Below are 23,106 nucleotides of genomic sequence, written 5' to 3'. Positions count from 1 at the left end.
CCGTCCCCCTATGGCGAAGTCAAGAAGATGGATTAAGCCCCAAGACCTACATCTTTCTTCCTTATTCGCTCTGAATCAAATCTACAGTTTCTGCCTGCTTTTGACCGGCAATACCTACTTTTCTTCCGGTTATTTTTTTGTTAATTCGATTCCAACTTTTCAAAATACGATTTTAATTAAGTGAAATTATCCTACCATATTTCTATGCGCTTGTCTCCATAAAAAAACCTTACGCATTTGCGTAAGGTTGGATGCCTAGCCATCGGCTAGCGCACGACAATATTGACGAGTTTGTTCGGTACGGTGATTACCTTAACGATCGTCTTGCCCTGGATCAATTCTTGTACACGCTGGTTATCCATGGCCGCCGCTTGCAGCGCTTCGCCGTCCAGGCCGTTGGGCAGTTGCAGTTTTTCCCGCACTTTGCCGTTGATCTGCACGACTACAGGCACTTGGTCTTGTACCAGCGCCGCCGGATCATAGCTTGGCCAGCTTTGTTGATGAACCGAACCGGAGCCACCGATCGCTTGCCACAGTTCTTCGCTGATATGGGGCGCAAAGGGTGCCAGCACGAGGATCAGCCGCGCCAGTGCATCTTTAATGAGCGACAAGTTCTGCGCTTTCGGTGCTACTTTGTCTTTGTAGAGATAAAGGGCGTTGACCAGTTCCATGATCGCCGAGACGGCCGTGTTGAAGTTAAAGCGCTGACCGATGTCTTCGGTCACCCGTTTGACCGTCACGTGGGCCATGCGCACCAGTTCGCGATCATCGCTGTTTAAGGAAGCTACGTCGGGGTTGGTGATCAGCAAGGATGCGATTTGCTGCAAGGAAATTCTGCTTTTTCCATCGCTTGCTTCATTGCCGGTTTCAGTACTTGCTTCCGCGCCGGCTGTGCTTGCTTCTTCACCGGGGTAATAAGCCTGCACAAGGCGCCAGACGCGGTTCAAGAAGCGGTGCGCCCCTTCGACGCCGCGGTCGCTCCATTCCAGGTCCCGTTCCGGCGGCGCTGCAAAGAGGATAAACAAGCGGGCCGTATCAGCGCCGTACTTGGCGATGATCTCTTCCGGCGAGACCGTATTGCCTTTGGACTTGGACATCTTCGAGCCGCCCAGGAGCACCATGCCTTGCGTCAAGAGGTTCGCAAAGGGCTCGTCCACCGCCACCAAGTTGAGATCATGAAGTACTTTGGTAAAGAAACGCGAGTACAAGAGGTGCAAGATGGCATGCTCTACACCGCCGATATACTGGTCAACGTTCATCCAGTAGTCCACGGCCGAACGCTCGAAGGCATCCTTATCGGAGTAAGGCGCCGTGTAGCGCAGGTAGTACCAGCTGGAGCAGACGAACGTGTCCATGGTATCTGTTTCCCGCTGGGCCGGGCCGCCGCACTTCGGACAGGTCGTATGGACAAAGTCGGGCCGCGACTTTAAGGGCGATTCGCCGTTGGGCTTAAACTCCACATCGTTCGGCAAGATCACCGGCAAGTCTTGATCCGGTACAGCCACTTCGCCGCACTTGTCGCAGTAGACGATCGGAATCGGTGCGCCCCAGTAGCGCTGGCGCGAGATCAGCCAGTCGCGCAGGCGGAAGTTGACTTTGCGTACCCCTTTGCCCGTTTCTTCCACGTAAGCGGCGATGGCCGCCAGGGCATCGTTGTTGTTCATGCCGTTAAAGCGGTCCGAGTTGACCAGAACGCCCTCATCTTCATAGGCGTGGTCCATGTCATCAGCCACCAGATCGGGCACGCCGACCGGCTGGATGACGACCTTCAAGGGCAAGGCATATTTTTGGGCAAATTCAAAGTCCCGCTGATCGTGCGTCGGTACGCCCATGACGGCGCCGGTGCCGTATTCGGCCAGGACATAGTTGGCCAGCCAGATGGCTACTGGTTCGCCCGTCACCGGGTTTTGGCAGTAGTGGCCGGTGAAGATGCCTTCTTTTTCCGTATCGGTAGCGGTGCGCAGGATTTCGCTTTGGCCGAGGACTTTTTTGATAAACGCGCGGATTTCCGCTTCTTTGGGGTTGTTTTGGAGCAAATGTTCCACCAGCGGATGCTCCGGCGCCAGGACCAAATAGGTGACGCCGTAGATCGTGTCTTGCCGGGTCGTGTAGACCGTCAGTTTGTCAAAACCGCCGATGGGGCTTGGCAAGGGAAAATCCATCTCCACGCCTTCCGAGCGGCCGATCCAGTTTTCCTGCATCGTCTTGACTTTGTCGGGCCAGCCGGGCAGTTTTTCCAGATCGTCAATTAGGCGCTGGGCATAGTCGGTGATGCGGAAAAACCACTGTTCCAGCGCTTTTTTCTCGACGGTGCTGTCGCAGCGTTCGCAGGCGCCTTCCACCACTTGCTCGTTGGCCAGCACAGTGGCGCAGGAAGGACACCAGTTGACGTTGGCTTTTTTCTTGTAGGCCAGGCCGGCGTTGTAGAATTGCAAGAACAGCCACTGGGTCCACTTATAGTACTCGGGGGTGCAGGTAGCCACTTCCCGATCCCAGTCGTAAGAAAGGCCCATCGTCTTGAGTTGGGTGCGCATGTTGGCGATGTTGCTTTTCGTCCAATCGGCCGGTGGTACGCCGTGTTTGATCGCCGCGTTTTCGGCCGGGAGGCCAAAGGCGTCCCAACCCATGGGATGGAGCACGTTGAAGCCTTGCATGGTCTTAAAACGGGCCACCACGTCGCCGATGGAGTAGTTGCGTACGTGGCCCATGTGCAAGTTGCCTGATGGGTACGGGAACATTTCCAGGCAGTAGTATTTGGGCTTGGCCGGGTCTTCGGTGACGCGGTAGATATGCTCGTCCTGCCATTGTTGCTGCCACTGCGGTTCTATCGCTTGAAAATCGTAACGCTCTTGCATGATATCCTCCTGTATCCTCGGAATCTTCTGGATTACGCCGAACGGGCGTCTTTGATCTTGTGCCACAACCACCAAGCAAAGACGAGCGCAATGGCGGAAATGATCACGATATCGATGTCATGGCCGTATTTGCGTATGGACTGCCAGTTTTCGCCGAGTGCGTAGCCGATGTAGGCCAGCCCCAAGCACCAGGGAAAGGAGCCGACGAAGGTATAGAGGGTAAACTTTTTGACGTCCATCTTGGCGATGCCTGCCGGCAGGGAGATAAAGGTGCGAATCACCGGCAGCATGCGGCTGATGAAGATGGCTCGGTCGCCCCAGCGGGCAAACCACCGTTCGGCTGCCCCGTATTCACTGCGGGAGATCAGCCAGCCAAAGTAGCGAAAGATAAACTCAGCACCCAGTTGACGTCCGGCGTAGTAGGCCACCAGCGAGCCAATGACGTTACCGATCGTGCCGGCCAAGGCTACGCCCAGGAGGGTCATCGTACCTTGATAGGCCATGTAACCGCCCAGGGGCATGATGATCTCTGACGGTAAGGGGATGCAGGCGCTTTCTATGGCCATGCCGATGGTGACTCCGGGGTAACCGAAGGAGTTAAGATAGGTAACGATCTGGGTCAGGAAACCTTCGATCGCTTGGATGATTTGACTCACAGTAATGCTCCTTCAGCTTGGATTTTTCTATGATTTACGATGTTTCTTCCCGTTGGGCGATGAAAAAATATCGTTCTGTGCTTTCCGTGACCGGTCCGCCTTGCTTGTCGCCGTAGAAACCGCGAACGGGCAAGCCTGCCTTTTGTAAGCTGGCTTTGATCGTCGCTTCTGAAAACCAAGTTTGGCGGTGGCTTTCTTCAAAACGCTCGTAGAGGCCTTTTTCCTGCTTGACGAAAAACAGCAAGTCCATATCCACCGTCCGGGTATCCGCATCGTATGTATTGGACCAGATGTAGACCAGATCGTCATGCACTTCGGTGAAGGTCTCGTTGCCGAGCACATGGGCGATTTTGGTTTCGCTGTGCATATCGGCAAGCAACAGGCCGCCCGGTTTGAGGCAGCGGGCGATGCGCTGAAAGGTTTGCTGTAGGTCAGTGTCGCTGGTGAGGTAGTTGAAGCTGTCTAAGTAGCAGACGACGGCATCGACCGGTGCATGGAGTTCCAACTTGCGCATGTCCTGGGCGATGAGCAGAAGTTGTCCGCCCTGCATCGCGTCTTCGTGCCGGTTCGCGTTGACGGAGAGCATTTCCGTTGATTGGTCGGCGCCGATCACCCGGTAGCCGGCCTGTAAGAGTCGCCCGGTCATGGCGCCGGTGCCGCAGGCAAGATCAAGGATTTGCCGGGGGCGGCAGTTGTACTTTTGCAAGGCTGCTTCGGTGAACTGCATCCAACCGTCGTAATCGACATCGCTCATCAGGCGATCGTAGACGTCGGCCATTTGTTGGTACATGGTGGGCACCTCAGGTTCTGTCGATAGAATTATCAGCCGATGAATTGATAAACTAGTTTATCAACCTTTGAAGAAAAAAGTTAGCACTGCTTTATTGCACAAATTCGCTGAAGTTCGGTTCTACGGCGCGTGGTGCATCGCCCCAGAGGCGCTCTAAGGAGTAGTAGTCCCGCGTTTCCGGTCGGAAGATGTGCACGACAACACTGCCAAAGTCGAGCAGTACCCAGCGGCCTTCGCGATAGCCTTCGGTACGGAGGACGCGCAGGTCGCTTTCTTTCATTTTGTCTTCAATGTTTTGGGCGATGGCTTGCACTTGCGGTACGGAGTTGCCGGAGCAGATGACAAAGTAGTCGGTTACGTTGGATTTTTCCCGCAGGTCCAGCAGCATAATGTCCATGGCTTTTTTTTCGGAGGCCGCTTCGGCAATGGCGATGGCGACGGTTTTGGGATCAGTCATGGTTAGGGTCCCCCTTGTTTTTTTATTTGGGTTAATAGATCGTTGCGGGCTTCCACTGTCCAGAGGTGGATGGCGATGCCGCGTTTGATGGTGATCGTCAGTGATTGGTTGAGACAAGCCAGGGCCGCTTGCAACAAGGACTGCGTTGCCAATTGGCGCAAATCGTCCACGCCGGGATAATGGCGGTTCGGCTCAATTTTGTCGCTGATCAAAATGATCAGTTCCAGCGGTGTCATGGCGGCGCGGGCCAGTGTATGGGAGCGAATCGCTTGCAGGACCGGCTCATCGGTCACGCCGTAGTGCCTGGCGGCGATGTCGGCGCCGACAAAGGCATGGAGCAGTTCTTTGTTTTGCCGGTCTTCGCGGTCAAAGGGCAGCGTCAGGTGCGCGCTGGCGGCTTTGAGTCGTTCATAATCCCATTCGCGGGCAATGTCATGGAGCAGGCCGGCCAGGTAGGCTTGGTCGGCGTCTTGGCCGTGCTGCAGGGCCAACTGCCGGGCTGTATCGGCTACACCCAGGACGTGGGTCAAGCGCAGGGGGCTAAGGCCGTCTGTGAGGTCCTGCTGAATCCGGTCAACAAGGTTGTGGTTCATCCTCTTCCCCACCCGTAACAGGTTTTAGCCTCCTGGCACCATGCGGTCCAGGAGGCTGTGTGAATTTATCTCTTTTACTCTCCTTGCCGCGGCTTGGCTTCGTTGACGGTCAGTTGACGACCTTCAAACTCTGCGCCGTTCATGGCTTCTACCATGCGCTCGGCTTCTTGATCGCCGACTTCGACGAAGCCGAATCCGCGCGATCGACCGGTTTCACGGTCGGTAATAATGCGGCTGCTGATCACTTCCCCATAGGGGGCAAATAAGTCCGTCAATTGTTCCGGCTTGGTTGCCCAAGGGAGATTGCCTACATACAGTGTCCGTGCCAAATACTTTCACCTCACATCGGATCTTTGGACGATACGGGGGACGCCTTTGTCCTTCGTACTGTCGCTTGCGCTTTTAGTATGACCGCAAGGGGGCGGGTTATACATGGTTCATTGCTGGTTGATGTTTATCGCTAGTGCCGTTTATTGATAATCGCCGTTGGCGATGATCGCTTGCTCGACCGGTTCCGGCAGGAGATATTTGATCGAGCGGTTTTGCCGGCGTCGTTCCCGGATATCGGTCGAGGAGATAGCCAGGGCCGGTACTTCCAGCAAGTGAAAGCGACCGCCCCGCCCTTGCCACTCGGCGATGGCTCGATGCAGTTCTTCCGGGTCATAGCCGGGCCGGTAGGCGGCGATAAAGTAGCAGGAACGGATCAATTCATCAATGCGATGCCATGTCATGATTTCCAGGAGAGCGTCGGCGCCGGTGATAAAGTAAAGGTCGGCGTCGGGGCCGTAACTTTCCTGCAGCGCGCGCACCGTGTCGATAGTGTAGCTCATGCCGCTTCGTTCGATCTCGATGGAGGATAAGCAAAAGCGCGGGTTGCTTTGGATGGCCAGTTCCGTCAGGTAGTACCGGCGCCAGGGGTCGGTGACTTTTCGGGCATGTTTATGGGGCGGTTGACCGGCCGGCACAAACAGCACCGTGTCCAGTTGAAATTGTTCGGCCGCTGCTTCAGCCGTGACCAGGTGGCCGTAGTGGATCGGGTCGAAGGTACCGCCCATGATGCCAATGCGCATCGGTTACTCCCGCACTTGGCCGTCGCCGTAGCCGATGTATTTGATCGTTGTCAACTCTTCCAGGCCCATCGGTCCGCGGCTGTGCAGTTTTTGTGTGGAAATGCCGATCTCGGCGCCTAGGCCGAACTGGGAGCCGTCGGTGAAGCGTGTGGAAGCGTTGACATAGACGGCGGCGGCATCGACGCGCTGGGTAAACTTGCGTGCCCGGCTGTAATCGTTGGTGATGATCGCTTCGGAGTGGCCCGAGCTGTAGCGGCGAATATGTTCCAAGGCTTCGTCAAAGTGGGCCACGACGCGTACGGCCAGGATCAGATCGAGAAACTCGGTGGCGTAGTCTTCGTCGGTCGCTGCTTGGATGCCAGCGATGATTTTGCTGGTTTGCGGGCAGCCGCGCAGTTCTACGTTTTTTTGCTGCAGCGCTTGGGCGATTTGCGGCAGGAAGGTGGCTGCTACCTCTTCGTGCACCAGCAGCGTTTCCATGGCGTTGCAGACGCCGGGGCGCTGGGTTTTGGCATTGATGATGATCTTTTCGGCCATGGTTAGATCGGCGCTTTTGTCCACAAAGATGTGGCAGTTGCCGACGCCGGTTTCGATGACCGGGACGGTGGCCGTTTTGACGACGGTTTGGATCAAGCCGGCGCCGCCGCGGGGGATCAGCACATCGATGTATTCGTTCATCGTCATCATGGCCTGGGCCACTTCGCGGCGTGTATCTTCGATCAGTTGGATCGCGCCGTCGGGCAGGCCAGCTGCGGTGGCGGCGGCGGCAATGACTTTGATCAAGGCGATGTTGGAGTGGATCGCTTCGGAACCGCCGCGGAGCAAGGTGGCGTTACCGGATTTGATGCACAGGCCGGCGGCGTCGACGGTCACATTGGGCCGCGCTTCATAGATAATGCCGACGACGCCCAGGGGCACCCGCATCTTGGCGATTTCCAGGCCGTTGGGGCGGCGTTTTTGGCTCAATACTTCGCCGATCGGATCGGGCAGGCTGATCAGGTCGATCAGGCCTTGGGCCATTTCGTCGATGCGCTTGGGTGTTAGGAGCAAGCGATCGAGCAGCGCTTTGGACATGCCTTTTTGCTTGCCTGCTTCGACGTCGATAGCGTTGGCCGCCAGGATCTCGTCTTGCTGGGCCTTTAAGGCGTCGGCCATCGCTTGGAGGGCTTGGTTTTTTTGTATCGATGAAAAGGTGCTTAACTCATAGGCCGCATCTTTGGCTTTTTGGCCTTTGCGGCTTAGTTCTTCAAAAGCGATCATTGGGGTTCCTCCTCCTATCCGTTAGGGGTCGGGGTCAAGGTGGGGTTGTGCGGTGCGGGGGTGGCCCCGACATTAGCCTTGGCGTTGGCTCAAGCATTGGCCTCGGCGTTAACCTCAGGGGTGGTCTTGCGGCTGGCTTTGGCCGCAAAAAAAGTACCTACCGGTTCGCCGGCCATGATTTTGCGCAGGACGTTGGGCAAGGAACTGCGGGCGATCACCATGGCTGCGCCGGCATCGGCGGCGATGGACGCGGCTTGCAGTTTTGTCGTCATGCCGCCGGTGCCCAGCTTGGAACCGGCGCCGGCGGCCATGGCTGTGATGTCTGGCGTGATTTCATCCACGTAGGTGATCAGTTGCGCCTCGGGATCTTGGCGCGGGTTGGCCGTGTAGAGCCCGTCAATGTCGGTCAGGAGTACCAGGACGTCGCTGTGCACGAGGCTGGCCACGAGGGCCGACAAGGTGTCGTTATCGCCGACGCGGATCTCGTCGACGGCGACGGTGTCATTTTCATTGATGATCGGTATGGCGCCGGACCGCAGGAGGGCTTCCAGGGCGTTGGCGGCGTTGATATGGCGGTTTTCAATAGCCAGGTCGTCGCGGGTTAAGAGCACTTGGGCGACGATTTGGCCGTATTCGGCAAACATCTTTTCATACATGTGCAGGAGCAGGCCTTGGCCGACGGCGGCGCAGGCTTGTTTTTCCGGGATCGTTTGGGGTTTTTGCTGCAGGCCCAGCCGACCCATACCGGCTCCGACGGCGCCGGAGGTGACGAGCAGGACTTCGTGGCCGCGGTTGGCCAGATCGGCCAGCTGGCGGACGATTTTTTCGATCTGTTCCAGGTTGAGCTTGCCGGTGCTGTGGGTCACGGTGCTCGTGCCGACTTTGACGACGATGCGCCGGGCTTGGGCCAGTTCTTGGCGAGAACGCATAGGGGGGTCACTCCTTGGGGGTATGCCTTGGGGTTGCCGTGCAGGTATGCCTTGGGGTTGCCATGGCGGTATGCTGTGGGGACAATTACTCCTCTTCTTCGAGGTCGTGGCCGTATTCGTAGAAGTCGAATTCCAGTTCCTTGATGCGGATCGTGTCGCCGTGTTTGGCGCCGGCATCGCGCAGTGCTTGGTCCACGCCCATTACGTCGAGGATGCGCTGGAACCGTGTCACTGCCTCTTCGTTGTCGAAGTTGGTCCGTGCCAGGTGACGCTCTACTTCGGCACCGCCAACGATGTAGGTGCCGTCGGGATCTTTTTTGATGGTAAAGCGCGGTGCTTTGGCGCCGCTGACTTTGACGTCGAGATGGCTGTTGGGCTCGATGGGCACGGGCGCTTCTTGCGCGATCGCTTCGAGTTTCCGGTAGGTGGCGTAGACGAGGGGGGTAAGGCCCTGGTTGGTGGCGGCGGAAACGGCGAAGATCTCGACGGTGTCGCCGATTTTGGCTTGGAGCCGCGCCAGGTTTTCAGTGGCTTCGGGCAGATCCATTTTGTTGGCGGCGATGATGCGTGGTTTGGCGGCCAGTTCCGGTTTATATAGCGCCAGTTCGCGTTCGATGATGTCATAGTCTTCCAGCGGGTCCCGGCCTTCGCTGCCGGCGATGTCGATGACGTGAATGAGGAGGCGGGTCCGCTCAGTATGGCGCAGGAATTCATGGCCTAAGCCGACGCCGCTGTGGGCGCCTTCGATCAAACCGGGGATGTCGGCGAGGACGAAGCTTTTGCCTTCTTCGACGCTGACAACGCCCAGATGAGGTTCTAAGGTGGTAAAGGGATAGTCGGCGACTTTGGGCCGCGCTGCGGAGACGGCGGCGATCAGTGTGGATTTGCCGGCGTTGGGGAAACCGACGAGACCTACGTCGGCGAGTAGTTTCAGTTCCATGGCCAGCCACCGTTCTTGACCGGGTTCACCGTTTTCGGCAAAGCCTGGTGCTGGGTTGTTGGCGGTGGCGAATTTGGTGTTGCCTCGGCCGCCGCGGCCGCCTTTGGCGACGACGACGCGTTGGCCTTCTTCGGTGATGTCGGCGATCAGTTCACCGGTGTCGGCATCTTTGATCACGGTGCCGACGGGCACTTTGGCGATGCGGTCGCCGCCGTTGCTGCCGAACTGGTTTTTGCCGGTGCCGTGTTCGCCGCGCTCGGCTTTGTAGTGTTTTTGGTAGCGAAAGTCGATCAAGGTGCGCAGGCCTTCGTCACCGATGAAGATGACGCTGCCGCCGGCTCCGCCGTCGCCGCCGGCCGGTCCGCCGAGGGGAACGTATTTTTCTCGCCGAAAGGCGACGATGCCGTTGCCGCCGTCGCCGCCTTTGACGTAGATTTTGGCGCGATCATAAAACATGCTTGGTTTGCTCCTTTTGTGTGGTTCGGGGGTGCGGTGTGTTAGGAAGCGTCGATGGCGATGTGATCCAAGGTGTCTAGCGGGTACGTAACGACGTTGTCGGGATCATGGGTCCAGCAAGCGATGAGGGACGGTGGGGTGCTTGCCGATGGGTTGCCTGTTGTTGGGCTACCGCCTTGAAAGCGTAAGCTTAATTGGTTGGCTTCGCTTTCTTCGTCGTTCCACCGGTTTTCGTCTTCGGCGCCAGCATTGTCCCTCCCTAGGTTACGCTGGTCGATGGCCTTTTGAATCGCGGTCAGGGCCGCCTGGGCCAGGTGCCGCGCAGCTCCCTCGCTTTGCCAGGGGGCCGGATCCCAGTCACGGGCGACATACACGGTCAGTTCAATTCCCTGCCGGCTCAAGTGATGGCTTTCAATGACTATGGCAATGGCGACTGGCTGCACGCCGATGGCCAGGACATTGCCGGCTTCTTGCAGGTGGGCGGCCGTCGTTCGCGCGTAATTCATGGCCCGTTCGGTGCTGCCCATTTGCAAGTAGCCCAGGATCACTTGCATGTGGTTGACTTGATCATGGCGAAGATGGCGCCACAAGGCAAGCCAATCTTCTGCGCCCGGTGCAAAGGCTTGCTCCAACGTCGTGGTCATTGTTGTTCCTCCCTATTATAGGTACGGTACTGCCTGTGCGGGATGTGCAAATGTTGTCGTTTTGGATACTGCTATGACCCTTCCTTGGCACCGTCGATGCTGTGCTTCTCCTAGTGATTGTACCCCAAAGTATAGCATCTGACGCTGTTTTTGCAATGTAAAGGCTTTTTTTAGGGTATAAAAAAACCCCCGGATGCTTCCGGGGGGATTCTGTGCGTTGATTACACGGCGTAAACGCTGATTTTTTTCTTGTCCCGGCCAAAGCGTTCGAATTTGACGACGCCATCGATCAAAGCGAAGATCGTGTGATCTTTGCCGATGCCGACGTTGTTGCCAGGATGAAAATGCGTTCCCCGTTGGCGAGCGATGATGTTGCCGGGAATTACGGCTTGACCGTCGCTTTTCTTGACGCCCAGGCGTTTCGACTCGGAATCGCGACCGTTACGGGAGCTACCGACACCTTTTTTATGGGCGAAGTACTGCAGGTTCATCATTAACATGGAAGGCACCTCCTTTTGCGCACCAGCAGGTAGCGCGGGTAGTTTTGTTGCGTATGCTCAAGTCCGATCATCATCGTCTCGAGAATGATCTGGGCGGTTCCGGCTGCTTCGGGGCTGAGGCTGTCACGCAGGCGCAGTGCGAGGTTGCCCGGTTTCCCGGCCTCCACTTCTATAGCATCAGCACCTAAAAAGTGTTCTAGGCCGTTGACGGCGGTGAACGTAATGGCGCTGACGCCGGCGCAAACGATATCTTGCCCGGCCGGGGCCGCTCCGGCATGGCCGGTGGCGTTGAAGGCCAGGATGCGTCCCTGATCATCGTGGAAAATTTCGACCTTTACCATCGCTTAGGCGCGGATTTCTTCGACGCGCACTTGGGTGAACGATTGGCGATGGCCTTGTTTCCGACGATAGTTCTTCTTGGACTTGTATTTGTAGATGATCAGTTTTTTGCCGCGGCCTTGTTCTTCGACTTTGACGAGCACTTTGGCGCCTTCAACGATCGGTGTACCGATTTTGAGGTCGCCGGCTTGGCCAACTGCGAAAACTTGGTCGATCTCGACGACGTCGCCTACATTGGCGTTCAGTTTTTCAACTTTGATCACGTCGCCTTGGCTGACGCGGTATTGTTTACCGCCGGTTTCGATGATTGCGTACATGAATATGCACCTCCTAATCCAGACTCGCCAGGTAACAGGCGTGAGGGTTGCTCAGCTTTCGGCCTGACTTGCGCGGTTGTGACAGGGGTTAGCCTGCAAAACAGTACGATAGCATGGTTTTGGGGAATTGTCAACAGGGGGGGCGAAGTTAGTGCATATACTTGTTTAGATCATCAAGCGATGCGATTTCAAAAATGTGCTCGGCGATGTTTTCTAGGACTTCCGGGTCTTGTTTTTTTAGTTTTTCTTGGATGTCTGGTGATAGGGGGCCTAATTTGACTTGGAGCTGTCGGGTGAGCATTTTGAACATGCCCTCACTTAGACCTTCGATTTTGCCCTCGATCTTGCCTTCTGCTTTTCCTTCCATTCGGCCAATCTCTACACCCTTTTTAATGATACGGCGGTAACCGGCCGATTCTTCTAGTTTCATCATGGTTTCCACCTCCCGATAAAGTAGCTCAATCAACGCTTCGTCATAGGCCATACCTGCCAAGATTTCCGATTGGAGCAGCACATGTCGCTTAGATACAAGCTCCATTGGACTTTCTATAATGGCCTGTAGGCACTTTTTCAAGTGAGGAATTGGATCTTTTCGTCGCTGGCGGCGACCCGTCACTGGCAGCAGTGAATAAAGCTTTGGGTTACCGGTAGCAATTATTTCTTCTGGATCGATTGCGCCGATATCAAGCAATTGATATCGAAACGCCAGATGATTTTGCGGTCCAAGATCATAAGAGATTTGGTTATCCATGGTTAATGGGTCCCTTCCAACATAGATGACCAATTGAAAGGGCGGCTTGTTGTCTCGGTTAGCTTTAGAACTACAGATCTTCGTTGCATATTCCAACATTCGATAGGGCATTGACGGATCGTTCGCGCTCTGGAACTCGATGTGACAAACAGTCTGTCCCCTAGAACTTTGGATAACAGTCAATTTATCAACGCGCGGGTTTTGTGTTCGAGGAAACTCAATCTCCATCGAACCAATCGGTATCGCTTCCTGCTGGACAAAAAAGCGCAGTAGTTCTGGCTCACTGTCCTGAAAGATTTCTTTTAAGGTAGTGTCGTATCTGTTGCCTTCTTTTCTTGCAGGTGATGGTCTGTGTCGTTTGAGTTTGTACCGTATGTCGGTCACCCCACTTCATTCGACTTTACCATCATTTTAACAGTGTTCTAAAAAAAGTTCTATCGAAAGAAAGTAATTTATTTCTATTTGCACTGTATTATAGCCGCCAGTTCGTCTGCTTTAATCAAAGTATAACCCCGAATGCTCTGACGTTTGTACGCGAAAAGGCCTGGCGTTCTTCTTGATCGCGCAGGCCTTTATTGTTCTCTTCGTAATTTCAATTAGTCATAACACCATCTGACTTACCCGTTTACGCTTATACCTGCTCCCACAGCGCCGCCAAGGTCGCGCTAACTTTTTTCCGGGTCATCTCTACTAGCCCTAGGTTGGTCACACCAAAAATCCTGGTCGGTGTGCGATCATGCCGTAGTCCCGCTTGCAGCGTCTGAATCACTTCTTTTTGCTTGTCCTCATCGCGCATATCAATAAAGTCGATGATCACAATACCGCCGAGGTTACGCAGGCGCAGTTGCCGGGGAATCTCCTGAGCTGCTTCCAGATTGGTGCGGTGGGCCGTGTCGGCCAGGTTTTGCTTACCGGTGTATTTGCCGGTATTAACATCGATGACAATCAGCGCTTCTGTCGGTTCGATGACCAAAAAGCCGCCGCTTTTTAACCACACTTTGGGCCGCAGTGCTTTTTCCAGTTCCTGTTGAAGGCAGTATTCGTTCCAGTAGTCAGCGCCGCTGTCTAAGCTAAGCCGCGGGTGCAGATCGATGCCGTTATTGGTCCCCCAGCGGAGAATACTCCGGTATAATGTCAGGTCATTGACGCGGATGCGCTCGATGGCGTCGGTGAGCACATCCCGTAGCAAGCGGGTAATTAAGTCGTCGTTACGCTGCAGCAAAAAGGGCGGCCGCTCACGGCGGGCTTGCTCGCTGATCTCTTGCCACTGATGGGTCAATCGCTGCAGATCGTCAAGCAGTTCCGCTTCGCTGACACCTTCGGCGGCCGTGCGCACAATGACGCCGCAGTCTGCCGGACAATGTGCGGCAACGATGGCTCGCAGGCGCTCTCGTTCGCCGGCACTTTCGATCTTGCGGGAAACGCCGATCTGCTCGCTTCGGGGTACCAGGACAAGCCAGTGTCCCGGCAAGGTCAAGTTGCAAGTCACCCGCGGACCTTTACTGCCGCTGGCTTCACGGGTGATCTGGACGATCACCCGCTGGCCTTGGGTGAGGAGCCGCTCGATCAATGGTGTTGGCACACTGGCTCTCTCGCCTGACGGCGGTAACACATCTGCCGCATGCAGATAACCTTTTTTCTCTAAACCAATCTCAACAAAGGCCGCCTGCATACCCGGCAGGATCGTTTCTACTCGCCCAAGATAGATGGTGCCGCTTTGCCCTGTTGTGCTGCTTTGTTCTACGGCACCGCTTTGCCCGGCCCTATTACTTTCACCTAGCCGCTGACGAAAGAATTCGACAACCTCTTCCCCTTCGCGTAGCACCCCACGGATTTCGCCGTCCATCGCTTGCAGGAGCAGTTCGGCGCTCACAGCTCCTCCATGGGCGAACGGAGTTGATCACCTTTAGCGATATAAAGGCCAACACGAATGATGCGCAAGCTCTCCTGATCAACAGGCAAGTTCCCCTGCTCCATCAAGACGCGCAGTACTTCGTCGGGTCGCACATTGCCTTCGCTGCCGGTCTGGACGAGCGTTTCGATCAGCAGCATCTGATCATGAAGGCTGGCCTGCAAACGAAATACACCGGCGCGGATGTCTTTGGTGCTTACGCCGCGCTTGCCGTCCCGCTCGACGAGCCAGGACGTTTGCTGCAGTGCTTTTTCTACGGTCGCTGCCAGATGCTCTTCCGTCACCGGCGCTGTCAAAGCGGCCCGCAAACGATAATCGGCACGGTTAATTACGGCCATTAGGGCAGCGGCATTGTGGGGAATTATGGTCACCCCCAAGATGCGTACGCCTTCGGGCATCGCTTTTTGCAGTTTCTCGCCTACAACGTCCGGATCAACCTCGGCGGCCAGTTCAATGTCCACATATTCACTTAAGGAAACAACACCAACAGCCAAGGCGGAGGCAAAAGCGATTTTGGGGTGGGGGTTAAAGCCTTCGGAAAAGGCCAGGGGAATATCGGCACGCCGCAAGGCGCGTTCAAAGAGCTTTTGCGTGTCCAGGTGCGAAAGCCAGCGCACTGGATCTTCTTTGCTAAAAGCGATGCGGATCTTGGTCAACCTTTTTTCCCCCTTAGATCATTGGATACGCTGAGCGTGGAACAAACGCCGCAACCGCTGCAACTGCCGGTACGGCAGTCGGCGGTGAGGGTCGCTGTGAGGGCTTTTTCATGTTCCCCTATGAGATAGCTGCGTTGCACACCGATATCGAGGTGCTCCCACGGTAACGGTTCATCGTAGGCAATTGGCCGGTAGGCATAGTCATCGGGATTGATGCCTTCCGCCTCGAAAGCGGCTTGCCATTTTTCAAATTGAAACAAATCCGACCAGCCGTCAAAGGAACACCCGCTGGCCCAAGCGCGCTTGAGCACGGCCGCCAGGCGGCGATCGCCTTTGGCAAAGATCGCTTCTAAAAAGCTTAACCGCGCATCATGCCAACTGTACTGAATACGGCGGTCGCGGAGGCGTTTTTTCAACCATTCTTGCTTGGCTTCCAACTCGGCCCGGGCCATTTGCGGTTCCCATTGAAAAGGCGTCTGCGGCTTCGGTACAAAGGATGAAGTGCTGACGGTGATTTTGACGCCTTTTTTGATGCCCTTCTGGCGCAAGATGGCGCTGCCGCGGTTGGCGACGGCTTCGGCTAAGCGGGCGATGCCTTCCAGGTCCTCTTCGGTCTCTGTCGGCAAGCCGATCATAAAGTAGAGTTTGATGGTGCTCCAGCCGTTTTCAAAGGCGCTGGTGACGGTATTCATCAGATCCTCTTCGGTGACGCCTTTGTTGATCACGTCACGGAGGCGCTGGGTTCCTGCTTCCGGTGCAAAGGTGAGGCCTGTTTTGCGCACTTTTTGCACTTCCTTGGCTAGATCGACGGAAAATGCGTCGACCCGTAGCGACGGCAGGGAAACACCGACTTTTTTATCTTTGTTTTGGGCGATCAGATTGCGAATCAGCGGGCTGACGCAGCTGTGGTCGGCCGTAGACAGCGACGTCAAGGCAATCTCGTCATAGCCGGTCGCTTGGACAAGTTTCTCCGCTTGGGCTAACAGGCGCTCCGTCGACCGTTCGCGGACCGGGCGATAGTTCGATCCGGCCTGGCAAAAACGGCAGGCCCGGGTGCAGCCGCGTAAGACTTCCAGCATGATGCGATCATGAACGACTTGCATGTAGGGCACGAGCGGCTCTTCCGGGAAGTAGGCGCTGTCAAAATCGCGGACAACCCGTTTGAGGATGCGCGCCGGTGCATCGGGGTGGGTCGGTGTAAGTTCCCGGAAGCGTCCCTGGGCGTCATAGTTGGCTTCGTAGAAGCTTGGCACATAGACGCCGGGGATGCGGGCCAGCCGGGCCAGGAGTTCTCGCTTCGCTTGAAGACGGTCGCCGTACACACCGGTGCCGGCAGGTTGGGTACTGGCGGGTTGGGTGCCGGTATTACGGATGCCGGCGGGTTGGACGCTGCCGGTAGCGGTATGTTGCGCTTCTGCTTGTTCTCGCCGAAAGTCGGCCACGGTCTGCAAGAATTCCAGTAGCACTTCTTCACCTTCACCAAGGATCACTGCATCCAAAAACGGCGCCAGCGGCTCGGGATTCATCGCGCAAGGTCCGCCGGCGATGACCAGCGGCATCGTCAGGTCACGCTCGCCGGCTTCCAGCGGGATACCGGCCAGATCAAGCATGTTCAGTATGTTGCTGTAGGCCATTTCGTATTGCAAGGTAAATCCAAGTACATCAAAATCCTTGAGTGGCTTGCGACTTTCCAGGGCAAACAGCGGTACACCGGCCTGGCGCATCTTCGCTTCCATGTCAGTCCAGGGAGCAAAGACGCGTTCCATGGCCATGCGCGGTTGATCATTGACGAGGTGATATAGAATACGCAAGCCAAGATGAGACATGCCTACTTCGTAAACATCAGGAAAAGCAAAAGCCATGGTCACGTCTACGTCGTCCCAGTTTTTCCGGACTTGATTGAACTCACCGCCGGTATAGCGCGTCGGTTTGGTCACTTGCGCCAGGATCCGTTCTTCCAGTAGCTGGCTGATTTCCTGTTCTGTATGTTGCCATGTGTTTTTTTGCAGGTGCACGTTATTTTTCCGCCTCTCCAATCGGGTTGTTAAGATATTTGTCGGTTGATCAGGATGTTTGCCGGGCGATGCTCAGAATATTTGCTGGGTCGTGATATGAATAGGTGGTCAAAGTGGTTGCAGGGAACTGTTGAGCAAGCTTTATATTATAGAATATCTCCAAAAAAGGGTCAGGCGCAACCCCATGTCCGCTTTTTCATCAAAAAGGTCCTGCCGCACCGCAAGCAGGACCTTTTTTTCAAGGCGTCGGCACCAGCAAATCCTCCAAGGTAGCTTCTGGTCGCTCACTGACGGCCGATAAAATTTTACTTTCGGCGATCTGGCCGATCACGCTGCCGCTGCTGTCGGTGACCACAACAAGCAAGCAACGGTTAGGGGCAATGCGTCCCAGCAGCGCCGATAAGGGCGTACTTCCTTTGGCGATCACCACATCTCCGCTGAGGGGCCCTGTGCCCTGAAGTTGGGCGGCTTTGGCTTTAAGCAACTGCCAAAAAACGATGGTTCCCGACCTCCTTTCTTTGCGGGCACCGAGCCAGAGCAGTGCCGCCAGCAAAGGCACGTCCAGCCCAGTGACGCGATAATAAAGCCCGACCACACCGAGAAAAGCCAGTCCAATCGACAAGCCTTCGCCCCAGCCGGCGGTGATCGCTGTGGCCCGCAAGGCGCCGAGGCGCTCTGTCAGGAGTGCCCGCAACAGGCGACCGCCGTCCAAGGGAGCGACCGGCAGCAAATTAAACAAAGCCAAGGTGATGTTGACTGTTTGGATATAAGGGATTCCTTCGTCGATCAACCGCTGAGCCAGGCCGTTATCGAAGGGGATCTTGTCCATTTGATTCAGAGTCATGGCCAGTGCCGCACTGGCGACAACCAGGCCAAAAGAAAAAGCCGGGCCGGCGAGAGCCACGCGCATTTCATCTTGCGGTGCGTGGGCCATGCCGCTTTCCAGCCGCGCCACACCGCCAAAAGGAAAGAGTTCCACTTCGCGCACAACAAACCCCGCCCGCCGCGCCGCCAATACATGGCCCCACTCATGCCAAGCGACACTGAGAAAAGCAACGGCCATAGCCAAACCGACGCCTGCCCAGACATAAAATGCGCTGAACAGCAGCAGCCACTCATTAACGCGCAGGTCAACTCCGGCGAGGCGGCCAATTTTCACGTTGTCCCCTCCCCACTTCCTTTGCTCTTCGTGATTCCGCCGTCATACACCGCTCCGTTGCTCTTTCCCGCTTCCCCACCATCGGTACCCTTAGCAGGGGCTGAAGCAGGTGTTTGTGCGGTACCGGGCGCGGAGGCGGAGGTTGGCGGTGAAGCAGGCGCTGGAGCAGGGATAAGGGCAGGAGTTGAATCAGGAGCGGAGGTGGAGCCAGGGGCCATAACCTGTGATGGCTCTCCCTCGTTCTTGGGGGTAGCATCGTTCACCCCTGCCGACCCTGTAGCTCCTGTAGCCGCCGTAGACCCGGTAGCCTCTTCAGCAGGCAGCGGTGCCACATTGCGCCCGTCGCGGCGCAGTTCCAGCGAAAGCTGACCTTGACGTCCGTCGTTGCTGCGGGCCAGTCGTCCCAGCGGTGTGTTGACCGTTACGCTTTGCCCCGGCTGCACAGTCACCGCATCCAGCGGGCCGATGAGCAATTGATCACCATTGCCTCTGTTGATCTGCAGGTACGTGCCGCCGCCTTCTTCCCAGGAGCGAGCAACTTGACCGTCACGATCGGCCGTCACTTGCGATCCTACTGGCGCGGCGATGCGGATGCTGGGGAAGTATTCGCCGCCATGCAAACCAAAGGACTGCACGATCATACCGCGAATTGGCACTTCCACCATACTGCCATAGCTGTCGCGGGCCGTCGGCGATAGGGCCGGTACGGCCTCAGTCCCCAGCACCGGTGCCAACGCCGGAGCAAGCGCCGGAGCCACTTGGGTAACATCGGTCCAAAGGCCCAGTCGTGCCACTGCTTGCTGTAGCGGCAAAACAGCCATGTCTTCTGTCGCTAGGGCGCGCACTTGCTGTTGTAACGGTTCTGCCCAGGGTGCATCGATCTTGAAAATTCCCCAGGCGATCAGCAACAGCGTAGCAGCGGCACCGCTTTGCCAAAGCAGCCGAAAAATGATTTTCTGGGGCTGCTTGTCTTTAGGTGCAGCCGGTTTTTCCGGCATCCACGCCGGTTGCCCTGTTGGTTCCAGGGGCCCTTCAAAAAAGCGTTTGCCCCAGCGTCGCATCGACGGTCCCGTTGTCTCTTCTCGGGTCCTTCGCCCCGTCTCTGGCGGCATCACGGGCGCTGTACCCGGTATCTCAGGGGGCACGCTTGATCTTCGGCTTGTTTGCTCCCCCCGGGTCCCGGCACGCGCTGCTGATTCAGTCGGATTCGGCACAGACCGGCGGCGCCGGTTGATGTATACATAGTCTTCAGGCTTCACAGTCGCAGCCTCCTCTGTTTTTTCTTACACTTTATGCACCGGTACATGCCGATTAGGACAAGGATTTCTTGACAGGTGATTTCTTGGCAGATGCTTTCTAAAACCACTGATTTCCGGTGGAAAAAGGAAAAGGCCCTCTCCGGCTGTGCGGAAAGGGCCTTCATGCGATGGTTGTCCATGCGTTTGCTTATGCTGCTAGCGGCAGTCGATTATGATGTCAATAAGATCACTGCAAGGGTTGTTTGATATCAGATGGCTGGGAACCTGACGGTTGGGTGCCTGGCAGTTGACCGCCCGACGATGGGGTGCCCGACGGCTTCGTGTCCGGCGCTTTGCTGTCTTTGTTCATCGCACCTGCCAGTTCCTCCCCAGATAGCAAGGGCTGGCCCAGATACGCTAATATACCCTGCGCCAGGGCGGTGGCCACGTTTTGTTGAAAATCTGCATTGACCAGTAGTTTTTCTTCTTCTGGATTGGAGAGGTAGGCCACTTCTTCCAGCGCTGCCGGAACCGGTGAGTTGCGTAACACCGAAAAATTCGCTTTTCGAATCTTGCGATCTTCACGTCCGACGGCAGGTACAAGGTACTTATGTAGCATCTGCGCTAAGTACAGGCCCGCTTCATACTGATAGTATGATTCGGTGCCGCCAATCTCAGGCTTACTGATGGAATTGGCATGAATGCTGAGGAAAAGGGCCGGTCGCAATTGGGCTGTAATGGTGGAACGGTCAAGCAGCGGCACATCGGTATCAGTCGTGCGGGTCATGTGTACGTAGATCTTGCGTGCCTTCAGCCGTTCGCGCAGTGCCAGGGCGATCTGTAAGTTAACCTTTTTTTCTTGTACGCCCGTCGGCCCGATCGCCCCGGGATCGTTGCCGCCATGACCGGGATCGATGATAATCTGCGGGATTCCCGGGACCGGACGCCAGCTTGATCTACCAGGAATGCGTACTTGTATGTAACCGTCACCTTGAATCGTCTGTGCTTGTGTGGCTTCGGTTAAATCAAAAACCAAGCGCACTTTCTTCGCTTCGTTCTGGGCAATGCGGATACGTTGTAAGGGATCAAGGCCAACAACGATCAGCTTGGACAGGTTCTCACCCATCACCGTATTCGCAATGTCCACAACGATCCGCGGCGGCCCGTCGAGACGCATAATATTTTTGGTGGTCGACGGTGTTTTGATCGTCACCAGCAAATCCCCGTTGTCAATGTTCCACTCAACAGCGCTCACGGTGGATGTAGCGGAGACGGCCGGGGGCTTAATTGCGCCTGCATTGTTGGAGGTCCCGCCGTTGTTCCCGGCTCCGGAGGCGCTGCCGGAACTATTGGAGTTGCCGGAACCACCGGAACCACCGACATTGCCGGAACCGCCAGCATTGCCAGAACCGCCAGCATTGCCAGGACTGCCGGCGTTCGTTGCCGCTGAGGTCAACAGCACCGTTCGCGTTGCGTTGTTCCAATCAACGCCGATCCCCGTTGCCTGGCTGACCCAGCGCAAAGGCACCATCAAGCGATCTTTTTCGATGACCGGCGGTACATCCAGCTTAACTACGTCATCATTAATGCGCGCCTGCCACTGCGCCGGCGCGATCACCAGATTTTTGCCGCCGCCGACGATCGTCGCTTCCCGGCGGTCATTATCCCAGTGCACCGTCAGCCCTAACTTTTCTGAAATAAAGCGAATCGGCACCATCGTTCGCCCGGCCACAATGATTGGCGGCACATCGGGAGCAACCGTTTTACCGTTAAGAACGATGGTGATCGGCGCCGCGGCCTCGGCCTTAGGGCTAGGCAGCAGGATACTCCAAAAGCTGAGCAAAAGGATCAAAAAGGCTGCAATACGTTTCATGATCTTCCTTTCATTTCGCAAAACAACTGCCGCCGATGAACTCGCGCAAAATGGAATTCGGCGCAATCTCCTGATCATCAATAACACAGAAATAGTCAAGCAGCGACAGTAGCCGCTGGGCTTCGCCATAGACGCGACTTTGCTTTGGTATTGCTCGCAAAAGCGGTTCTGCATAGGTCTTGATCACGGCCGGTTCATAGACAAGGGCGGAGTTAAACATGATGTCAGCTTCTTCTTGATAGGGGAAGATCCAACGCTCTTCACCACGGCGTACGGAGGGCCAGATGGCTAAGGTACGCTCGGCCGGATAAGAGCGGAATTTGCTGTCTCGGGTGATGCGGCGAATCGCCCGCGCATCGGTCGACTTGATGTAATTCATCAAATCCAAATTGACCTGGAGCAAAGCGCTGACGTAGATTTTGAATTTCTGACTGCGCTCAACGCGTTCCGTCAGTGCTTCATTAAGGCCATGGATCCCTTCGATAATGATCGGTTGATTGCTCTGAATTTGCACTTTCCGGCCTTCGCGGTATTCCCGTTGCCCCGTATGAAAATTAAAAAACGGAATGTCTACCGCTTCGCCGGCGATCAATTTGGTCAAATGCTCGTTAAAAAGTTGGCGATCGATGGCATCAATGTGCTCGAAGTCATATTCCCCGTTTTGGTCACGCGGTGTTTGATCGCGCGAAAAAAAGTAATCATCCAAGGCGATCGTCACCGGCGATAATCCGTTGACGCGCAGTTGAATTTTCAGCCGCTGCGCAAAGGTCGTCTTGCCCGACGATGAGGGCCCGGCAATTAAAATCAACCGTGCTTGCTCCGGATGATCGGCGATTCGATCGGCAATCTGGGCAATTTTTTTCTCGTGCAACGCCTCAGCGATGCGGATCACTTCACCGGCATCCCCTCGTTCGCTGTACTTGTTTAGTTCAAACACATTATGCACTTTGACAATCTTGGCCCATTTGTCGGACTCGAGAAAAATATAACTGAGCTTTTTTTGCTCCACATTGGCAGGAAGCGTTCCGGCATCATTGCTGTCCGGATGGCGTAATAAAATACCTGTGTAGTGTTTGAGCATCTGATAGCAAGTGATCAGTCCCGTGTGCGGCACGAGAATCTCATCACTAAAATCGATGAACTCACCGCACCGGTAAAGATTGACTTCCTTGCTAGTACGGTAGCGCAGTAACTCCGCTTGCTCCTGCCGCCCGGCGCCGACCAAAATTTCCATCGCTTTTTCCCGGCTGACCACAGACCGTTCAATCGGTTCAGCGGCGCGTATGGTATCCCACATGCGCTCCCGTAAGCGATTGACCATCTCATCAGTCAACGGCTCATCGCCGAGCAGCTCGCTATAGAAACCTTTATTTAAGGAAAATTGAATCTCCAACTGCCGCTCCGGGAACAATTCGCGGGCCGTACGCATCAGTACAAAAGCCAAGCTCCGAGCATAGACCCGCAGTCCCGCTTCCTTGGTCATGTCGACCATTTCCACGGTACAGTCTTCATCGGGCGTATACCGTAAGTCTTCCAACTGGTTATTTACCGATAACGCCACGATCGGCGCCCGGTATTGCGCTTGCAGTTCATTGGCTAAGACCTGCAGCGGCGTACGCCGGTTCCACCAGCGGCAATAATCGTTCCCTTGCGGGGTGATGATGGTCAGTCCGATATAGGGTCGATGGCCGTCCAT

22 protein-coding genes and 1 other annotated feature are annotated in these 23,106 nt (G+C 55.8%); all 22 genes read right to left on the bottom strand.

What is annotated here, in order from left to right; genetic code table 11:
- Window positions 1-266: 266 nt before the first annotated feature.
- Entirely contained in the window at window positions 267-2,855 is a 2,589-nt protein-coding gene (gene leuS / locus EDD73_RS03335) for a leucine--tRNA ligase (protein ID WP_131918304.1), read from the bottom strand.
- A gap of 32 nt (window positions 2,856-2,887) precedes the next feature.
- Window positions 2,888-3,511 carry a DedA family protein gene (locus EDD73_RS03330; RefSeq protein ID WP_207668792.1) on the bottom strand — a complete coding sequence of 208 codons (624 nt, stop codon included), beginning with the start codon at window positions 3,509-3,511 and terminating at the stop codon, window positions 2,888-2,890.
- A gap of 34 nt (window positions 3,512-3,545) precedes the next feature.
- Entirely contained in the window at window positions 3,546-4,301 is a 756-nt protein-coding gene (locus tag EDD73_RS03325) for a class I SAM-dependent DNA methyltransferase (protein WP_131918302.1), read from the bottom strand.
- A gap of 91 nt (window positions 4,302-4,392) precedes the next feature.
- On the bottom strand, window positions 4,393-4,758 hold the full coding sequence (rsfS, locus tag EDD73_RS03320; protein ID WP_131918301.1) for a ribosome silencing factor: 366 nt from the start codon (window positions 4,756-4,758) through the stop codon (window positions 4,393-4,395).
- Between the two features lie 2 nt (window positions 4,759-4,760).
- Window positions 4,761-5,351, bottom strand: coding sequence for a bis(5'-nucleosyl)-tetraphosphatase (symmetrical) YqeK (yqeK, locus tag EDD73_RS03315; protein WP_131918299.1), 591 nt, complete (start codon window positions 5,349-5,351; stop codon window positions 4,761-4,763).
- Between the two features lie 74 nt (window positions 5,352-5,425).
- A complete protein-coding gene (locus tag EDD73_RS03310) occupies window positions 5,426-5,680 on the bottom strand; it encodes an RNA recognition motif domain-containing protein (RefSeq protein ID WP_131918298.1) in 255 nt (84 codons plus the stop codon).
- A gap of 141 nt (window positions 5,681-5,821) precedes the next feature.
- Window positions 5,822-6,421 carry a nicotinate-nucleotide adenylyltransferase gene (nadD, locus tag EDD73_RS03305; RefSeq protein WP_131918297.1) on the bottom strand — a complete coding sequence of 200 codons (600 nt, stop codon included), beginning with the start codon at window positions 6,419-6,421 and terminating at the stop codon, window positions 5,822-5,824.
- 3 nt (window positions 6,422-6,424) lie between these two features.
- Window positions 6,425-7,681 carry a glutamate-5-semialdehyde dehydrogenase gene (locus tag EDD73_RS03300; RefSeq protein WP_131918295.1) on the bottom strand — a complete coding sequence of 419 codons (1,257 nt, stop codon included), beginning with the start codon at window positions 7,679-7,681 and terminating at the stop codon, window positions 6,425-6,427.
- Between the two features lie 89 nt (window positions 7,682-7,770).
- Complete coding sequence (proB, locus tag EDD73_RS03295; protein ID WP_131918293.1) at window positions 7,771-8,610, bottom strand: glutamate 5-kinase; 840 nt, start codon at window positions 8,608-8,610, stop codon at window positions 7,771-7,773.
- Between the two features lie 85 nt (window positions 8,611-8,695).
- Entirely contained in the window at window positions 8,696-10,006 is a 1,311-nt protein-coding gene (obgE, locus tag EDD73_RS03290) for a GTPase ObgE (protein WP_131918292.1), read from the bottom strand.
- Between the two features lie 41 nt (window positions 10,007-10,047).
- The gene (locus EDD73_RS03285; protein WP_131918290.1) at window positions 10,048-10,650 is read right to left on the bottom strand and encodes a Spo0B domain-containing protein; all 603 of its coding nucleotides are present in this window, start codon (window positions 10,648-10,650) and stop codon (window positions 10,048-10,050) included.
- A gap of 221 nt (window positions 10,651-10,871) precedes the next feature.
- Window positions 10,872-11,150, bottom strand: a complete 279-nt coding sequence (gene rpmA, locus EDD73_RS03280; protein ID WP_131918288.1) for a 50S ribosomal protein L27 — start codon at window positions 11,148-11,150, stop codon at window positions 10,872-10,874.
- Window positions 11,144-11,491: a ribosomal-processing cysteine protease Prp gene (locus EDD73_RS03275; protein ID WP_131918286.1), complete on the bottom strand. Its 348-nt coding sequence runs from the start codon at window positions 11,489-11,491 to the stop codon at window positions 11,144-11,146. Before EDD73_RS03275 ends, rpmA begins: the two co-directional genes overlap by 7 nt.
- 3 nt (window positions 11,492-11,494) lie before the next feature.
- Window positions 11,495-11,806 carry a 50S ribosomal protein L21 gene (gene rplU, locus EDD73_RS03270; RefSeq protein ID WP_131918284.1) on the bottom strand — a complete coding sequence of 104 codons (312 nt, stop codon included), beginning with the start codon at window positions 11,804-11,806 and terminating at the stop codon, window positions 11,495-11,497.
- Between the two features lie 10 nt (window positions 11,807-11,816).
- Window positions 11,817-11,894, bottom strand: a sequence feature (ribosomal protein L21 leader region).
- A 60-nt stretch (window positions 11,895-11,954) separates the two neighbouring features.
- Entirely contained in the window at window positions 11,955-12,941 is a 987-nt protein-coding gene (locus EDD73_RS03265; protein ID WP_131918282.1) for a DUF4351 domain-containing protein, read from the bottom strand.
- A 247-nt stretch (window positions 12,942-13,188) separates the two neighbouring features.
- Complete coding sequence (locus EDD73_RS03260) at window positions 13,189-14,430, bottom strand: Rne/Rng family ribonuclease (protein ID WP_131918280.1); 1,242 nt, start codon at window positions 14,428-14,430, stop codon at window positions 13,189-13,191.
- A complete protein-coding gene (locus EDD73_RS03255) occupies window positions 14,427-15,125 on the bottom strand; it encodes a TIGR03936 family radical SAM-associated protein (RefSeq protein ID WP_131918278.1) in 699 nt (232 codons plus the stop codon). The genes EDD73_RS03260 and EDD73_RS03255 overlap by 4 nt, the downstream gene beginning before the upstream one ends.
- Complete coding sequence (locus EDD73_RS03250) at window positions 15,122-17,140, bottom strand: TIGR03960 family B12-binding radical SAM protein (RefSeq protein WP_243116771.1); 2,019 nt, start codon at window positions 17,138-17,140, stop codon at window positions 15,122-15,124. The genes EDD73_RS03255 and EDD73_RS03250 overlap by 4 nt, the downstream gene beginning before the upstream one ends.
- A 238-nt stretch (window positions 17,141-17,378) precedes the next feature.
- The gene (locus EDD73_RS03245; RefSeq protein ID WP_131918276.1) at window positions 17,379-18,299 is read right to left on the bottom strand and encodes a M50 family metallopeptidase; all 921 of its coding nucleotides are present in this window, start codon (window positions 18,297-18,299) and stop codon (window positions 17,379-17,381) included.
- Complete coding sequence (locus EDD73_RS03240) at window positions 18,296-19,558, bottom strand: murein hydrolase activator EnvC family protein (RefSeq protein WP_131918274.1); 1,263 nt, start codon at window positions 19,556-19,558, stop codon at window positions 18,296-18,298. Before EDD73_RS03240 ends, EDD73_RS03245 begins: the two co-directional genes overlap by 4 nt.
- 226 nt (window positions 19,559-19,784) lie before the next feature.
- Window positions 19,785-21,410, bottom strand: a complete 1,626-nt coding sequence (locus EDD73_RS03235; protein WP_165876293.1) for an N-acetylmuramoyl-L-alanine amidase family protein — start codon at window positions 21,408-21,410, stop codon at window positions 19,785-19,787.
- 10 nt (window positions 21,411-21,420) lie between these two features.
- The gene (locus EDD73_RS03230) at window positions 21,421-23,106 is read right to left on the bottom strand and encodes a nucleoside kinase (protein ID WP_131918271.1); all 1,686 of its coding nucleotides are present in this window, start codon (window positions 23,104-23,106) and stop codon (window positions 21,421-21,423) included.

It is taken from the genome of Heliophilum fasciatum, assembly GCF_004341395.1.
Lineage (GTDB): Bacteria > Bacillota > Desulfitobacteriia > Heliobacteriales > Heliobacteriaceae > Heliophilum > Heliophilum fasciatum.
This window is presented reverse-complemented; position numbering and strand designations above follow the sequence as displayed.

Excerpts from the sequence above, each read along its gene's own strand:
- EDD73_RS03235 (WP_165876293.1), bottom strand. The coding sequence starts at position 21,410 with ATGAAACGTATTGCAGCCTTTTTGATCCTTTTGCTCAGCTTTTGGAGT.
- leuS (WP_131918304.1), bottom strand. The coding sequence starts at position 2,855 with ATGCAAGAGCGTTACGATTTTCAAGCGATAGAACCGCAGTGGCAGCAA.
- EDD73_RS03300 (WP_131918295.1), bottom strand. The coding sequence starts at position 7,681 with ATGATCGCTTTTGAAGAACTAAGCCGCAAAGGCCAAAAAGCCAAAGAT.
- yqeK (WP_131918299.1), bottom strand. The coding sequence starts at position 5,351 with ATGAACCACAACCTTGTTGACCGGATTCAGCAGGACCTCACAGACGGC.
- EDD73_RS03285 (WP_131918290.1), bottom strand. The coding sequence starts at position 10,650 with ATGACCACGACGTTGGAGCAAGCCTTTGCACCGGGCGCAGAAGATTGG.
- EDD73_RS03275 (WP_131918286.1), bottom strand. The coding sequence starts at position 11,491 with ATGGTAAAGGTCGAAATTTTCCACGATGATCAGGGACGCATCCTGGCC.
- rplU (WP_131918284.1), bottom strand. The coding sequence starts at position 11,806 with ATGTACGCAATCATCGAAACCGGCGGTAAACAATACCGCGTCAGCCAA.
- nadD (WP_131918297.1), bottom strand. The coding sequence starts at position 6,421 with ATGCGCATTGGCATCATGGGCGGTACCTTCGACCCGATCCACTACGGC.
- EDD73_RS03230 (WP_131918271.1), bottom strand. The coding sequence starts at position 23,106 with ATGGACGGCCATCGACCCTATATCGGACTGACCATCATCACCCCGCAA.
- obgE (WP_131918292.1), bottom strand. The coding sequence starts at position 10,006 with ATGTTTTATGATCGCGCCAAAATCTACGTCAAAGGCGGCGACGGCGGC.
- proB (WP_131918293.1), bottom strand. The coding sequence starts at position 8,610 with ATGCGTTCTCGCCAAGAACTGGCCCAAGCCCGGCGCATCGTCGTCAAA.
- rsfS (WP_131918301.1), bottom strand. The coding sequence starts at position 4,758 with ATGACTGATCCCAAAACCGTCGCCATCGCCATTGCCGAAGCGGCCTCC.
- rpmA (WP_131918288.1), bottom strand. The coding sequence starts at position 11,150 with ATGTTAATGATGAACCTGCAGTACTTCGCCCATAAAAAAGGTGTCGGT.
- EDD73_RS03325 (WP_131918302.1), bottom strand. The coding sequence starts at position 4,301 with ATGTACCAACAAATGGCCGACGTCTACGATCGCCTGATGAGCGATGTC.